The sequence below is a fragment of the Pedobacter sp. KBW06 genome, from assembly GCF_003852525.1.
Classification (GTDB): Bacteria; Bacteroidota; Bacteroidia; order Sphingobacteriales; family Sphingobacteriaceae; genus Pedobacter.
Map to the genome: position 1 here is coordinate 744316 of NZ_QAJL01000002.1, position 14581 is coordinate 758896.

General features: G+C 41.9%; 14 protein-coding genes. 10 read left to right on the forward strand and 4 right to left on the reverse strand.

From position 1 onward, the window contains the following. Positions 1-44 precede the first annotated feature (44 nt). Positions 45-290, reverse strand: a complete 246-nt coding sequence (locus tag DBR43_RS13275) for an isoleucyl-tRNA synthetase (protein WP_124581541.1) — start codon at positions 288-290, stop codon at positions 45-47. Between the two features lie 239 nt (positions 291-529). Here DBR43_RS13275 and ileS point away from each other — a divergent pair, with 239 nt between their 5' ends. The 5 genes from ileS (at position 530) to DBR43_RS13300 (ending at position 6341) form a co-directional block, all read left to right on the forward strand. After that, the gene (gene ileS / locus DBR43_RS13280; protein WP_124581543.1) at positions 530-3925 is read left to right on the forward strand and encodes an isoleucine--tRNA ligase; all 3396 of its coding nucleotides are present in this window, start codon (positions 530-532) and stop codon (positions 3923-3925) included. Positions 3926-3930: 5 nt separating this feature from the next. Next, positions 3931-4314, forward strand: a complete 384-nt coding sequence (locus tag DBR43_RS13285) for a TraR/DksA family transcriptional regulator (protein WP_074612970.1) — start codon at positions 3931-3933, stop codon at positions 4312-4314. Then, the gene (locus tag DBR43_RS13290) at positions 4314-4916 is read left to right on the forward strand and encodes a lipoprotein signal peptidase (protein ID WP_124581545.1); all 603 of its coding nucleotides are present in this window, start codon (positions 4314-4316) and stop codon (positions 4914-4916) included. Before DBR43_RS13285 ends, DBR43_RS13290 begins: the two co-directional genes overlap by 1 nt. 206 nt (positions 4917-5122) lie before the next feature. Then, positions 5123-5827: an SIMPL domain-containing protein gene (locus tag DBR43_RS13295; protein WP_124581547.1), complete on the forward strand. Its 705-nt coding sequence runs from the start codon at positions 5123-5125 to the stop codon at positions 5825-5827. A gap of 199 nt (positions 5828-6026) precedes the next feature. Further along, entirely contained in the window at positions 6027-6341 is a 315-nt protein-coding gene (locus DBR43_RS13300; protein ID WP_074612973.1) for a hypothetical protein, read from the forward strand. A 79-nt stretch (positions 6342-6420) separates the two neighbouring features. Here the strand turns inward: DBR43_RS13300 and serS are convergent, their stop codons facing one another. Further along, positions 6421-7692 (reverse strand): serine--tRNA ligase, encoded by a 1272-nt coding sequence (gene serS, locus DBR43_RS13305; protein ID WP_124581549.1) that lies wholly within the window; start codon positions 7690-7692, stop codon positions 6421-6423. 80 nt (positions 7693-7772) lie between these two features. Here serS and rsmI point away from each other — a divergent pair, with 80 nt between their 5' ends. From rsmI to DBR43_RS13330, 5 genes are all read left to right on the forward strand, one after another. Then, a complete protein-coding gene (gene rsmI, locus DBR43_RS13310) occupies positions 7773-8480 on the forward strand; it encodes a 16S rRNA (cytidine(1402)-2'-O)-methyltransferase (protein ID WP_199757041.1) in 708 nt (235 codons plus the stop codon). A gap of 37 nt (positions 8481-8517) precedes the next feature. Beyond that, on the forward strand, positions 8518-9168 hold the full coding sequence (locus tag DBR43_RS13315; protein ID WP_124581553.1) for a PH domain-containing protein: 651 nt from the start codon (positions 8518-8520) through the stop codon (positions 9166-9168). Between the two features lie 28 nt (positions 9169-9196). Continuing rightward, positions 9197-10819, forward strand: a complete 1623-nt coding sequence (gene lnt, locus DBR43_RS13320; RefSeq protein WP_124581556.1) for an apolipoprotein N-acyltransferase — start codon at positions 9197-9199, stop codon at positions 10817-10819. 33 nt (positions 10820-10852) lie between these two features. Continuing rightward, positions 10853-11665 (forward strand): helix-turn-helix domain-containing protein, encoded by an 813-nt coding sequence (locus DBR43_RS13325; RefSeq protein ID WP_124581558.1) that lies wholly within the window; start codon positions 10853-10855, stop codon positions 11663-11665. A 75-nt stretch (positions 11666-11740) separates the two neighbouring features. Further along, positions 11741-12121 (forward strand): VOC family protein, encoded by a 381-nt coding sequence (locus tag DBR43_RS13330; RefSeq protein WP_124581560.1) that lies wholly within the window; start codon positions 11741-11743, stop codon positions 12119-12121. Here the strand turns inward: DBR43_RS13330 and DBR43_RS13335 are convergent. Further along, entirely contained in the window at positions 12118-13758 is a 1641-nt protein-coding gene (locus DBR43_RS13335) for an NAD+ synthase (RefSeq protein WP_124581562.1), read from the reverse strand. The genes DBR43_RS13330 and DBR43_RS13335 overlap by 4 nt on opposite strands. Positions 13759-13777: 19 nt before the next feature. Further along, entirely contained in the window at positions 13778-14443 is a 666-nt protein-coding gene (locus DBR43_RS13340) for a porin family protein (RefSeq protein WP_124581564.1), read from the reverse strand. Positions 14444-14581: the final 138 nt, after the last annotated feature.

A 14581-nucleotide genomic window follows, 5' to 3' on the forward strand; every position in this document is an offset into this window, starting at 1 on the left:
AGCGCGGGGAAGGAAACATTGCGGTGTTATGCTAACTCGCGCTGCTATTCTATGGTTCCTTCTTCCTGTTGTTCCGGATCGAGTTCCACATTTCCTTCTTTATCTTTTTTAGCAAAGAATACCGGATATAAAAACAGTAATGCGCCCATTACAAATAAGAACCCTGCAAATTCCAGCATATAAATGCCCGATTCCAGGTGGTTTACATCCATCACCTTATAGGCAATGAGGGCAATGAGCCCCAACACAATGGCCATCACAGCTTTTTGAAGTTTCAATACTTTTATCATAACAGGAGGTCATTAAATGGTTAACAATCGTTAACAAAAACCACTCCAATTGTTAAAAAGAAAGGCCTCCGGAATTACACAGTCGCGGAATAAATCTATTTTTTTTCCTATTTTACGATCCTGATTTATAATAAAATCTGGATTGCAAAGGTCATCATTAAGATGATGATGATAAGACTACAATTTTTAATTCAAAAAACGTAACTTTGCATCCTTAATTTTTTGGAGATACTTGATTGATGTATAGGGAATTTAAACAACTGGAACTAGCTAAAATAGGAAAAGAGATACTTGATTTTTGGAAAGCGGAAAACATCTTTGAGAAGAGCATTTCTACACGTTCAAAATCGAACCCATTTACTTTTTATGAAGGCCCGCCTTCCGCAAACGGAATGCCTGGGATTCACCACGTAATGGCACGGGCCATTAAAGATATTTTTTGCCGGTATAAAACCTTAAAGGGTTTTCAGGTAAAACGCAAAGGCGGATGGGATACCCATGGGTTACCTATTGAGCTGGCAGTAGAGAAAAAGTTAGGCATTACAAAAGAAGATATCGGAAAGAAGATTTCCGTTGAAGAATACAATACGGCCTGTCGTGAGGAAGTGATGAAATACACTGACGTATGGGATGACCTTACAGAAAAAATGGGCTATTGGGTAGATCTTGAAAACCCGTATGTCACTTATGAAAATGAGTACATCGAGTCATTATGGTCGATCTTAAAGTCGTTTTACAACAAAGGACTTTTGTACAAAGGTTATACCGTACAGCCTTATTCTCCTGCCGCAGGAACAGGATTGAGCTCTCATGAGCTGAACCAGCCGGGCACGTATAAGATGCTGAAAGATACTTCCATCACTGCTCAGTTTTTCCTTAAAAAAGACCAGGAACATCCATTGATGGGCCAGCTCTTTGAAAATGAAACAGAAGAAACAGCGATCATCGCCTGGACAACCACACCATGGACCTTACCTTCCAACTGTGCTTTAGCCGTTGGAGATAAGATCACTTATGTGAAAATCAAAACGTTCAACCCTTATACCTTCCTGCCTGTCAGTGTAATATTGGCGAAAGACCTGGTCCCAAAACATTTCAAAGCAGATGCGAAAGACCTTTCTTTTGAAGACTATAAAGGCGGTGATAAATTAATCCCATGGACCGTAGCTGCGGAGTTTAAAGGTAAAGACCTGGTAGGCCTTCACTATCACCAGCTGATGGCTTATGTGACGAATGAAGACCTGGAGAAAAATGCATTCCGCGTTATTCCTGGTGATTTTGTGACCACAGAAGATGGTACTGGTATCGTACATACTGCTTCGATCTTTGGTGCGGACGATTTTCGTGTAGCCAAAGAGAACGGCGTTCCTTCGGTATTGATCAAAGACGAAAACGGCAATGAAGCTCCTTTGGTAAACAAACAAGGGAAATTTGTTAACGAAGTGACTGACTTTGCCGGTCGCTATGTAAAAGAAGAATACTATTCGGACGAAGAGCGTGCTGCTGCTGATTTTAAACCTACAGATGTGCTCATCGCCATCAAATTAAAAGAAGACAACAAAGCATTCGACGTTAAAAAATATGAACACAGTTATCCACATTGCTGGAGAACTGATAAGCCGATCCTTTATTATCCTTTAGACAGCTGGTTTATCAGAACCACTGCGGTAAAAGAGAAAATGGTGGCTTTAAACAAAACCATCAACTGGAAACCTGAAGCAACCGGAACAGGACGCTTTGGCAACTGGCTGGAGAACCTGGTGGACTGGAACTTATCACGTTCCCGCTATTGGGGTACTCCCCTTCCGATCTGGCGTACGGCTGATGGTCAGGAAGAGAAGTGTATCGGATCTATTGAAGAACTGAATGCAGAGATTCAAAAATCTGTCACTGCAGGTTTCATGGAAGCTGGTTTTGAGTTGAAAGACATGCACCGTCCTTATGTGGATGATGTGATCTTAACCTCTTCTACAGGCGAAAGAATGGTCCGTGAGTTAGACCTGATCGACGTTTGGTTTGACAGTGGAGCCATGCCTTATGCACAATGGCATTTCCCTTTTGAGAACAAAGAAGAGTTTGAAAATGCTTACCCTGCAGATTTCATTGCAGAGGGTGTAGATCAGACCCGTGGCTGGTTCTTTACTTTACATGCCATTGCGGTGATGTTAAGTGAATCCAGTGAGGAGATCAAAGCCATCAACGAAAGAGTAGGTAATCCTGGAGTGGCGTTTAAAAACGTAGTTTCCAATGGATTGGTACTGGATAAGAACGGCAACAAAATGTCTAAACGTTTAGGCAATGGAGTTGATCCTTTTTCTACGATAGATACTTACAGTGCAGATGCCACCCGTTGGTATATGATCAGTAATGCTTCTCCATGGGATAACCTTAAATTTAACCTGGATGGTATCGATGAGGTACGCCGTAAGTTCTTTGGAACGCTTTACAATACATATTCCTTCTTTGCATTATACGCGAATATCGACAAGTTTGTGATCGATGAACACAATGAAACACCGGTAGCTGAGCGCAGTGAACTGGACAGGTGGATCTTGTCTTTATTACAGACGCTGATCGCAGAAGTAGATGAGAATTATAAGGCTTATGAACCTACTAAGGCTTCAAGGGCAATTCAGGCTTTCGTAGACGAGCATTTGAGCAACTGGTACATCCGTTTGTCCCGCCGCCGTTTCTGGAAGGGAGAGATGACTGCGGATAAAAAAGCGGCTTATGAAACGTTGTATACCTGTCTGACAAGTATCGCACAGATCATGTCGCCGGTAGCGCCATTCTTTGCGGATTGGTTGTTCCAGAATTTATCTGTCGCAGACCATAATAATACCGTTGAATCTGTACATTTAACGCTATGGAAAGAAGCAGATACTTCACTCATCGACACGGAACTGAATGAGCGTATGGAACTGGCACAAAACATTTCCTCAATGGTGCTTTCTTTACGTAAGAAAAGCAGCATCAATGTTCGTCAGCCATTGGCAAAGATCTTAGTTCCGGTACTGGATCAGAAGTTTGCAACGCAGGTAGAACTGGTAAAAGAGCTGATTCTTTCGGAAACGAATATCAAGGACATCGAGTACATCACTGATGCTGCGGGATTCATTAAGAAAAAGATCAAACCAAACTTTAAGGCTTTAGGCCCGAAAGTAGGTAAGGATATGAAATTGGTAGCCGAGGTGATCAACAACCTGAGCCAGGAAGAACTGGCGGGATTTGAAGCTGCAGGAGCATACCAGATTCCCGGAACGGCATACGTTGTTGAGCTGGCTGATGTGGAGATCATTGCGGAAGACATTCCGGGATGGCAGGTCACCAATTTAGGGAACCTGACTGTAGCACTGGATGTTACGATTACAGATGAACTGAAACAGGAAGGTTTATCGCGTGAGCTGATCAATAGGATCCAAAATCTGAGAAAGGAATTGAATTTTGAGGTTACCGATAGGATTACCGTCTCTTTACAAAACGATAATTTGATCGCAAATGCGGTAGCACAAAATAAAACATACATTTGTTCGGAAATCTTAGCGGATAAAATTAATTTAATAGATAATTTAGAGAATGGAAACAAAATCGTAATCGACGATGTTGAACTACATATTTCGATAGCAAAACAATAATTATTATGGAAAAAGCTGCAAAAACAAGGTATTCTGATAGTGAACTTCAAGAGTTTAAAGAATTAATTCAGGAAAAATTACGTATGGCCAGAGAAGAATTTCTTTCTCTCACCAGCTCATTAAGTAGCCCCAACTCTAACGGAACTGAAGATACCTCAGGAACATATAAGACTTTGGAAGATGGTTCTGCTACTTTAGAAAAAGAACAATTGAACCAACTGGCTGCCCGTCAGAAAAAGTTCATTGAGAATCTGGAAGCTGCGTTGGTACGTATCGAAAATAAAACTTACGGTATTTGCCGTGAAACAGGTAAACTGATCCAAAAAGAACGTCTTCGTGCAGTTCCGCATGCAACGTTAAGTATGGAGGCTAAAATGAAGCAAAGCTAATGAAGGGATATACAAAACCTTTACTGATTATCTTTTTTGTTTTACTTGCAGACCAGGTATTAAAAACCTGGATTAAAACCAATATGTTCCTTGGTCAGGAGTTTAAGATCATAGGCGATTGGTTTATTATTCACTTCACGGAAAACAATGGAATGGCTTTCGGCCTTGAGTTTGGCGGGGAGTTCGGTAAACTGTCTCTTTCTTTATTCAGAATAGCGGCAGTAGCAGGAATTGGATATGCATTACATTATCTGATTCAGAGAAAATACCACAGGGGGTTGATCCTGAATGTGGCATTGATCTTTTCCGGTGCAGTGGGCAATATCATTGACTCTGTCCTTTATGGAAAGATCTACGGATACGAGAGCTGGTTTCATGGGCGGGTAGTAGACATGTTTTATTTTCCGATCCTGCAGGGTAATTTCCCGGCATGGGTACCCATTTGGGGAGGCGAAGATTTTATCTTCTTCAGACCTGTTTTTAACATCGCTGATGCAGCGATCTCTGTCGGGGTGGTCATCATCCTGATCTACCAGAAAACTTACTTTAAGGAAGAGGTAAAAGAAGAGATCGGTCCAAATAACGAGATCGTCGAAGACTAAAGATCACTGAAAAAAATAACAGTCCGTAAAGCCTTTGCTTTGCGGACTTTTTTATTTACAGTCAAAATTCCATAAATATTTTTCGCAAAAAATCACCCTAATAATGAAGCAGTTAAGAAATAATCTGTAAATTATTAATGCCGTAATATGGAATTGATCTGATATTTACATCTTGTTATCAAATACACAAAAGAAAAATCAACATTATGAAAAAGTTATTTGCCCTTGCCTTTGTTGCCTTATTTAGTTTAAGTGCCATGGCCCAACAAGTAGATCTGAGAAAAAAGATAAGTGTTAGCGGATCTGCAGAAACTGAAGTTACTCCGGATATCATTTATATCAGCATCTCTTTAAAAGAATATTTAAAAGACAACAACAGCAAGAAAAAAGTAGAGATCACTACCCTGGAAACTCAGCTGTTTAAAGCGGTTCAGGATGCAGGTATTGCAAAAGAAAACTTAACGATCAACAATTTGTCAGGTTACAGCGTTGCAGAGAAAAAGAAAAACCCAGACTTCTTGGTGAGCAAACAATACCGCTTAAAAGTAACTGACCTGAACAAATGGAATGAGCTGATCGGTTCAGTAGATCCTAAAGGTATAGCATATACCAATATCGATAGCTATGACTATTCTAAGATCGAAGCCTTAAAAAAAGAGCTTAAAATCAAAGCACTTCAGGCAGCGAAAGCGAAAGCAGCTTATTTAGTGGAAGCCCTGGGTAATCAATTGGGAAGCATCATCGACATTCAGGAATTGAACAACGAATCTTACCCTCAGCCAATGTACCGTGCAAACGTAATGATGATGAAAGCAGAAAGTGCAGATGCCATGGGTGGAGCAGCTCCGGAGATTGATTTCAAGAAAATCAAATTGAATTACACCATGAATACTGTATTTGAGATCAAGTAATACTGGCTGTAAGAGTAGACAGTTTAAAGGTTGAACAGCCCTTAAAAGCGAATCAACAGCAAATATATATTCTTGAGCTATACTGCTTAAACATAGCGAAAAAGCGATTATTTCCGCTTTAAGATTGCCTGGAAAAAACCTACCAATAATTTTTGGTAGGTTTTTTGTTATTTATCAGGAAATCACAAAACCTAATCACATGAAAAAATTCATTTACTCACTGGCCTTAATTTTTATGTTGGGCGTTAGCGCGAACACCGTTCTTGCTGCAGACAAATCTGAAAAGAATAAAACAGAGATGACTGTTGAACAACAGGCGCAATTAAAAAGAATCACAGAACGGGTAGAGGAAATCAGGTCGATGGATAAATCAGATTTATCCAGAGCAGAGAAAAAAGAACTTCGTAAAGAACTTAGAGAGTTAAAAAAACAATCTAAAGCATTAGGAGGAGGAGTTTATCTTTCTGTTGGAGCCATCATCATCATCATCCTATTGCTGATCTTAATCTTATAATATTCTCATCTACCGATGAATAAAAAAACCTTCCCCGTAATGGAGAAGGTTTTTTTATGGATGAATATCTGTTAAGACCTTAGTCTATATATTCAAATCCGGTATATTTTACCAGTACTTCCGGAATTTTAATTCCTTTATCGGTCTGGTTATTTTCCAGGATAGAAGCCACAATACGTGGTAAAGCCAAAGCACTTCCGTTCAAGGTATGTGCCAGCTGCGTTTTTCCGGTTGCCCCTTTGAACCTTAATTTCAAACGGTTGCTCTGGTAAGTCTCGAAGTTGGAAACTGAAGACACCTCTAACCAGCGTTGCTGTGCAGCACTCCATACTTCCATATCGTAAGTTTTAGCGGCAACAAATCCCATATCACCACCACATAGGTTCAAGACTCTGTAATGAAGGCCAAGGTCCCTTAATAAGGATTGCACATAGCTGCTCATTTGCTCCAGTACCTCGTAAGATGTTTCCGGATGAACTACCTGTACCAATTCCACCTTATCAAACTGGTGTAAGCGGTTCAAGCCCCGTACATGCGCACCATAAGAACCTGCCTCGCGACGGAAACATGGTGTATATGCCGTATTCTTTACCGGAAGTTCTTCTTCTTTCAGGATCACATCGCGGTATAAGTTCGTTACCGGAACTTCGGCTGTAGGGATCAGGTAAAGGTTATCTACACCTGCATGGTACATCTGACCTTCTTTATCCGGTAACTGACCGGTTCCAAATCCTGAAGCTTCATTTACCAGCAAAGGAACCTGCATTTCTTTGTATCCTGCATCTACTGCACGGTCCAGGAAGAAATTGATCAATGCCCTTTGTAAACGTGCACCTTTTCCTTTGTAAACAGGAAAACCTGCGCCGGCAATTTTTGTACCCAGTTCAAAATCTATGATGTCATACTTAGCAGTCAATTCCCAGTGCGGCAGGGCATTTTCGCCTAATACTGCAGGCTCACCATCTACCAATACCACTTCGTTTTCTTCTGGCGTAGCGCCGGTAGGTACGGATTCATGAGGCAGGTTAGGCAATTGCACAATCAGGCTGTGTAATTTAGCTTCCGCTTCAGTCAGTACATCAGAAAGGTTTTTGATCTGCTCTTTGTTTGCTGTAGTTTCCGATTTCAATACATCCGCTTCCTCTTTTTTACCATTACGCATCAGCTCACCAATTTGTTTAGCACTGGAATTTGCGATAGCGGAAAGGGAGTCCAAGGAGGTTTGAGCTTGTCTACGCTCTTCATCAATTTTAATAATTTCATCCACCAATTCAGGCTGTTTGAAATTACGGACAGACAGTCGTTCTAAAACTTTCTCTCTATTTTCGCGGATATAGTTAACTTGCAACATTATTTTATTTTTTAAACAAAGATAATAACTTAACTCGTCATTGCGAGCCCCTTTGGCATCGCATCGCGAAAAAAATAACTATGGAAGGCAAACTATTTCTTGTTCCCACGCCAATAGGCAACCTTGAGGATATGACCTTCAGGGCGATAAGAATCTTAAAAGAGGCCGATGTGATTCTGGCTGAAGATACCCGTACCAGTGCCCCGATGCTGAAACATTTCGGCATTGATAAAAAGGCCTATTCACATCACCAGCACAATGAGCATCAGGCAACTTCAGAAATCATTAAGTTTCTGAAAGAAGGAAAAAATGTAGCCCTGATCTCCGATGCAGGCACTCCCGCCATTTCTGATCCTGGATTTTTCCTCGTGAGGGAAGCGATCAAACAGGACCTGGCTGTAGAATGTTTACCGGGGGCAACCGCTTTTGTTCCCGCACTGGTGAACTCCGGACTTCCATCGGATTCCTTTATATTTGAAGGCTTTCTGCCCGTAAAAAAAGGCAGACAAACACGTTTCAAAAAACTGGCAGAGGAAGACCGTACCATCATCTTGTATGAAAGTCCGCACCGCTTATTGAAAACCCTGGAAGAGTTTGCGGAATATTGCGGAGAAGACCGCCAGGCTTCCGTGAGCAGGGAGCTGACAAAAATGTATGAAGAAACAGTGAGGGGAACATTGATGGAGATCAAAACACATTTTGAAAATAACATCTTAAAAGGAGAATTCGTGATTTGTATTGCGGGGAAAACGGAAGTAAAGAAGTCCAGATACGAAAAAGATAAATAGGTTCAATTTTTGATAGTATTATAAAAAAAGCATTAACATGATATTAATAGATAGATTTTTAAGCGACGAACAAGATCCTAAGGCTGTTGAAAAAGTATTGAGCAAACTAAATGACATGCTCAGCGCAAATGAAGAACTGATTTATATGGCAGTACAAAAAAGACCTGCAGTAAATTTGCTTCCAACCTGCATCGCCGTAAGTAACAAACGCATTTTCTATTGTGAGCCGGGAAATTTCGGAATCACGATGAACTTTAAAGACATCTCCTGGAAAACGATCAAAGAGATCTCTTTTAAAGAAGAGATTTTTGGCTCTAAATTCATCTGTGTACCTACACATGGAGAAAACATCATCACCGAATACATTCCTAAAGTGCAGGCCCGTAAACTGTATCAGGCAGCACATGAACAACTGGCAGAATTTAAAGAACAACAACATCAGATCGAACTGGAAGAAAGGCGTTCTTCGACTTCTCCGGTAACCGTGAATGCTGTACCTGAGACTAAGATCGCAGAAGAACCGGTAGCCTTCACTCCTCCTGCACCTGTTGTAGTTCATGCTCCGGTAGAAGAACCTGAAGATGAAACCACCATTAAATTGAGAAAACTGAAAACATTGTACGATAAGCAGCTGATTACCCTTGAAGAATACGAGGCGAAAAAAGCAGACGTACTTGACAATTTCTAATTCAAAAGCAGCACGATAATATCCCCCGATGAATTTAAAAAACACGACGCTCCTGGCCCTGTCAAGCGCTTTCTTAATGTGGCTGGCATGGCCGCCTATTCCTTATACTGCCCCTCTTTTGCTGATTGGTATGGTTCCTTTACTCATCGCCATCAAACAAATCAGCGGCAGCGAAAAAGAGAAAAAAGGAAAACGTGTTTTTCTGACTGCAGGATTAACATTCTTACTTTGGAATACCGCCTGTATTTATTGGGTTTATAATGCCATCAGTGCTTATAACAATGCTTTCGTCGCCTTTCTGATCTCTTTGATTCCTTATGGACTGGGTGCATTGCTCATGACCTTCGCATTTTGGCTATATTATCGTTTGAGCAGGTATACTTCCAAATGGCTGGCTTATGCCGGGCTCATCAGTTTCTGGATCAGCATGGAATACCTGCACCAGACCTGGGACCTTGCCTTTCCATGGATGACCTTAGGAAATGGTTTCGCAGCGAGCCATCAGCTGATCCAATGGTATGAATATACCGGGATTTACGGTGGCTCTTTATGGATTTTAATCAGTAATATACTGGCCTTTGAAGCTTATCAGGCTTTCAAAACTCAAAAAGGATACCTGAAATTCAGGCCGCTGATTGTATTGGGGCTGGTGATTTTAATACCAGTTACAGCCTCTTTGGTCAGATATGCCGGCTATAAAGAGCAGGTAGTTCCGGTAAATGTGGTCACCGTACAACCCAATATCGATCCTTATCAGAAACTGGGCGGGATTTCTTCACAGGAACAAATCCGCACCTTAACCAGACTTTCAGATTCCATCGCGCAGCCCAACACCGAATATTTCATCTGGCCGGAAACGGCGATTCCGAATTACAGTGATGAAGAACGCGTGAGGAGTAACCCCGACTTTATACAGCTTCAGGATTTCCTTTCCAAATATAAAAATGGAACACTGATTACCGGAATTGAGAGCATCAAACGCTATAACGACCCGCAGACCATCAGTGCGAAATTTGATGAGAACAGCGGAGTCTACTATGACAATTTCAACACCGCCATGCAGGTGGAAAATTCTGCAAACGTACAGTTTTACCATAAGTCAAAACTGGTTCCCGGTGTAGAAAAAATGCCTTTCCCGAATGCCCTGGCTTTTTTAAAGCCTGTGTTTGCGCAATTGGGCGGCACCGTTAGCGGATGGGGATGGCAGGAAAACCCGGCGGTCATGTATGCGCAAAGCGGCATTGGCGTTGCTCCGGTAATCTGTTATGAATCCTTATGGGGCGACTGGATCGGTAAATCGGTAAAAGAAGGCGCTCAGTTCATCGCTATCATCACGAATGATGGCTGGTGGGGAAACACATCAGGAAAAGACCAACACCTCTTATACGCCAAATTACGGGCCATAGAAACCAGAAGATGGGTAGTCCGTTCGGCCAATACCGGAATCTCGGGTTTTATCGACCAAAAAGGAGATGTGGTGAAACAAAGCAAATGGTGGGTACCTACTGCTTTAAAAGCAGACATCAACCTGAACAGTGACCTTACTTTTTACGTAGAAAACGGAGATCTTATTGCGAAGTTATTTTCGCTTACGGCCCTATTACTCGCTTTGATCATTCCCTATAAAAAATGGGTTAAAAAGACGCCCTAAAAATTCCTAACTTTATGCTGAGGCTTATCTGTTATGAAATACTTCAGCATCCCACCTTCCCAGAAACTCGCCGGACTGGTCCGTTGTTTTTGGGTATTGGAAATGGACAGCGTTTCCGGGACACCCTATATTCACCGGACAATGGCCGATGGATGCGTGGAAATGGTTTTTCATTATCAGGGTATCTTCGATGAACTGACAGGCAATGAACAGCAAACAACTTCCTTCTCTTCAGGAATATCGGGACCCTCACAGCAATTCAGGCGATTTTCAATTGATCAAAGCTTTGGCATCTTTGGAGTATACCTCTATCCTTTCGCCATGTCCGAATTGTTTGACATCCCCTGTCTTGCACTAACCAATGAAATGATAGACATGGCAACAATTCTCGGTACAGCAGGAAAAGAACTGGAAGAAAAAATGATGCTCGCTCCCGACAATCAGGCCAGGGTTGCCATCATCAGTCAGTTTCTGGAATCAAGACTCGCCTTGCGTAAAACAAAGCAAAATGGAATTTCGGAAACCATCCGGCAAATCATCGATACCGATGGATGCAGCAATGTGCAGCGCCTGGCAGATGACAGCTTTTTATCCATGCGTCAGTTTCAGCGGAATTTCAAAGAATACGCCGGGTTTAGCCCTAAGTTATTTACCAGGATCATCCGGTTTCAAACGGCCTTGCGGAAATATCCGGAGAAGGAATCTCTTTCCCTAACAGACATTGCGTACGATTGTGGTTATTATGATCAGTCGCACTTTATCCACGATTTTAAAGAATTCTCCGGGCATCATCCCGGAACTTATTTTTCAGGAAAAGCGGAAGGAACAAAATGGATCACCGTATAAAGAATGTCGTGTTTTTCCAATTTACCGCAATGATCTGCACCTAAATTTGTGTTATAAACAATAAAAAACAGCATCATGAACATTCCAAAAACACATCAGGCAGTTATGCCATACCTCATGCTGGATGGCGCTCAGAAGTTTACCGACTTTATTAAAGCGGTGTTTAACGCAGAGATTACCCATCAGCACCCACGGGAAGATCAGACAGGTTTGCTCAGGCATGGGGAAGCACAGATTTCGGGCAGTACCATTATGTATTGCGATGCGCCTGAACCCTGGGGAACAGCAGTATCGAACCTGTTTGTCTATGTAGACAATGCAGACGAAAGTTTCCGGAAAGCCATTGAAGCAGGGGCTGCCGTCGTTATGGACTTATCCAATCAGGATTATGGACGTACCTGTGGCGTTAAAGATACCACAGGTAACGTTTGGTGGATCACCTCGGTAAGCGCCTAAGAAAGGTACTTTCCAACAATCGGCATCCTTCTGCCCATTCCAAATGCTTTGGGCGAAACCCTTAAAATCGGCGGAGTTTGATAACGTTTAAATTCCGCCGTATTGACCATCTTAATGATCCTTCTCACCAATGCTTCTTCATAGCCCTGTGCAATAATTGCAGAAGAACTTTGTTTCAGCTCGATGTACTGGAAAAGGATTTTATCCAGAATGTCGTAATCCGGCAGTGAATCTGAGTCCTTTTGTCCAGGTCTCAGCTCTGCTGAAGGAGGTTTTACAATGGAGTTCTCCGGAATCACAATTCCGTCTTTATTGATATAGGCCGCCAGCTGATAGACCTGTGTTTTATACACATCTCCGATCACACCTATTGCGCCACACATATCTCCGTATAAGGTTCCATACCCTACAGCACACTCACTTTTATTGGAAGTGTTGAGTAAGATATAGCCAAATTTATTCGACATCGCCATCACAATGATTCCCCTGCACCTGGCCTGGATATTTTCTTCGGTCAGGTTAAAAGGCAAGCCATTAAAAGCCGGAGCCATCATTTGATCAAAAGCATCTGCAGCTTCTTTGATCGGAATGATCTCATGTTTACAGCCAATGTTTGCCACCAGATCCAATGCGTCCTGAATGGAATGATCTGAAGAATATTTAGAAGGCATCAATACTGCCATCACATTTTCAGGTTCTAAAGCCCGACAAGCCAAGGCACATACAATAGCGGAATCTATTCCACCGGAAAGACCCAATACCGCTTTGCTGAAACCAGATTTGGAAAAATAATCTTTAATCCCCAGAATCAAGGCTTCATGAATCACCTCAATATCCGGAGCGGGCGTATGTTCGATAGGTGCGTAACCGATGAACTGGTCGTCCTCCATTTGATAAACCCGAAGCTCTTCCTTGAAATAAGGCATTTCATCCAATAGCTTTCCCTGCTTATCAAAGACCATTGAGCCCCCATCAAAGATGATTTCTGTCTGCGCACCAACCTGGTTCACATACAGCAATGGCAATTTGTATTTCTTTGCATTATCCGACAATACGACTACCCTTTCGTCATCATGACAATAAGAAAAAGGAGATGCCGCGATGTTGATCATGATGTCCGGCTTCTGACGAATCAGTTCATCCATTGGAGAAGAGGCATAGAGCGGATTGTTATTGATGTTCCAAAGGTCTTCACAAATGGTCAAAGCAATCTTCTTTCCTTTAAAGCTGATGCATTCAAAATGATTGGCAGGTTCGAAATAACGGTATTCATCAAACACATCATAAGTAGGCAGCAATGCTTTCTTTACGATGTCCCTGATTTGCCCATCTTCAATAAAATAGGCCGCATTGTATAAGTCTTTTCCGGCAAGTACATCATTTTTCACCGGAAGTCCGATGATGCAGGCGATCCCCTGACAGCTGAGTGCAATCTCCTGTGCTGCAGTTTCACACAATTCTATGAATTCGTCGAACTCCAGAAAGTCGCGTGCCGGATACCCGCAAACGGCAAGCTCTGCAAAGACCACCAGGTCTGCCCCTTTAGCTTTCGCCAGGTGGATGTTATCAATTATTTTTTTGGTATTGTATTCAAAATTCCCAATGTGGTAATTGAGTTGTGCAAGTGCAATATTCATATCCTATGCTTAAAATTGCCTAAAAGAAAACACCGATATTCAGGCCGATATAGCTATTCTTAACCTTTTTTCCATCGCCATTCTTTGCGATATTGGTAAAGCCATTGTTAAAAGTCAAACCTATGGCCAGGCTGGTGCGATTGTCCAAATCGTATTCAGCACCTCCACCAACAATTAATCCGGCGCGGTAAAAGCGGGTATAATCAGAATTGTTTGCGCCATCTTTAACTTTTGTACCATCACGTTTCACGTCCAGCTTCGATCCGATATTGAAATCATTAGAGAGACCAAATTGCCCGTACCACCTCAGATCGCCAATTTTATTGGTTTTCAATTTTAAGGTCAGCGGTACTTCTATATATTGCATCCGGTACCTCAATTCCTGAGCCACTGGTCTGGAATTTGCCGTCAGGTCATTATAACCAAGTTCTGTACTCTTTCCATTGATCGTGGTGATCGTTAATCCCGTGGCAAAAGAATAGTTGTCCGCGAAATTAAAGTCGGCCATTAAACCGTAAGCAAAGCCAAGGGCGATGCCATCAGTTTTTCCAACCTCGGGTTTCACCCATCCCAAAGTAGGATGTGCCGTTAAGCCTAGTCTAAAGCCATAATATGGGGAGCCTGCTTCCTGTGCAAAAAGCTGGCCTGTTAAAAGTAATAAGAATAAAGTAAGGTATCTTTTCATTTTTTGAGCAATAAGTTTATGCAATTTTCCCTATGGATCTGTTTATATTTGCTATAAATGATAAATAACGTAAAATCCAGCCAAATCTATCTATTTTTTCTTTCTATACCGGCTTTTTTTTCATCAATAGCCAGTAAG

Coding starts and splice junctions, on each gene's coding strand:
- DBR43_RS13300 (WP_074612973.1), top strand. CDS start 6,027: ATGAAAAAATTCATTTACTCACTGGCCTTAATTTTTATGTTGGGCGTT.
- DBR43_RS13285 (WP_074612970.1), top strand. CDS start 3,931: ATGGAAAAAGCTGCAAAAACAAGGTATTCTGATAGTGAACTTCAAGAG.
- rsmI (WP_199757041.1), top strand. CDS start 7,773: ATGGAAGGCAAACTATTTCTTGTTCCCACGCCAATAGGCAACCTTGAG.
- DBR43_RS13325 (WP_124581558.1), top strand. CDS start 10,853: ATGAAATACTTCAGCATCCCACCTTCCCAGAAACTCGCCGGACTGGTC.
- ileS (WP_124581543.1), top strand. CDS start 530: ATGTATAGGGAATTTAAACAACTGGAACTAGCTAAAATAGGAAAAGAG.
- serS (WP_124581549.1), bottom strand. CDS start 7,692: ATGTTGCAAGTTAACTATATCCGCGAAAATAGAGAGAAAGTTTTAGAA.
- DBR43_RS13330 (WP_124581560.1), top strand. CDS start 11,741: ATGAACATTCCAAAAACACATCAGGCAGTTATGCCATACCTCATGCTG.
- DBR43_RS13315 (WP_124581553.1), top strand. CDS start 8,518: ATGATATTAATAGATAGATTTTTAAGCGACGAACAAGATCCTAAGGCT.
- DBR43_RS13290 (WP_124581545.1), top strand. CDS start 4,314: ATGAAGGGATATACAAAACCTTTACTGATTATCTTTTTTGTTTTACTT.
- DBR43_RS13295 (WP_124581547.1), top strand. CDS start 5,123: ATGAAAAAGTTATTTGCCCTTGCCTTTGTTGCCTTATTTAGTTTAAGT.
- DBR43_RS13340 (WP_124581564.1), bottom strand. CDS start 14,443: ATGAAAAGATACCTTACTTTATTCTTATTACTTTTAACAGGCCAGCTT.
- DBR43_RS13335 (WP_124581562.1), bottom strand. CDS start 13,758: ATGAATATTGCACTTGCACAACTCAATTACCACATTGGGAATTTTGAA.
- lnt (WP_124581556.1), top strand. CDS start 9,197: ATGAATTTAAAAAACACGACGCTCCTGGCCCTGTCAAGCGCTTTCTTA.
- DBR43_RS13275 (WP_124581541.1), bottom strand. CDS start 290: ATGATAAAAGTATTGAAACTTCAAAAAGCTGTGATGGCCATTGTGTTG.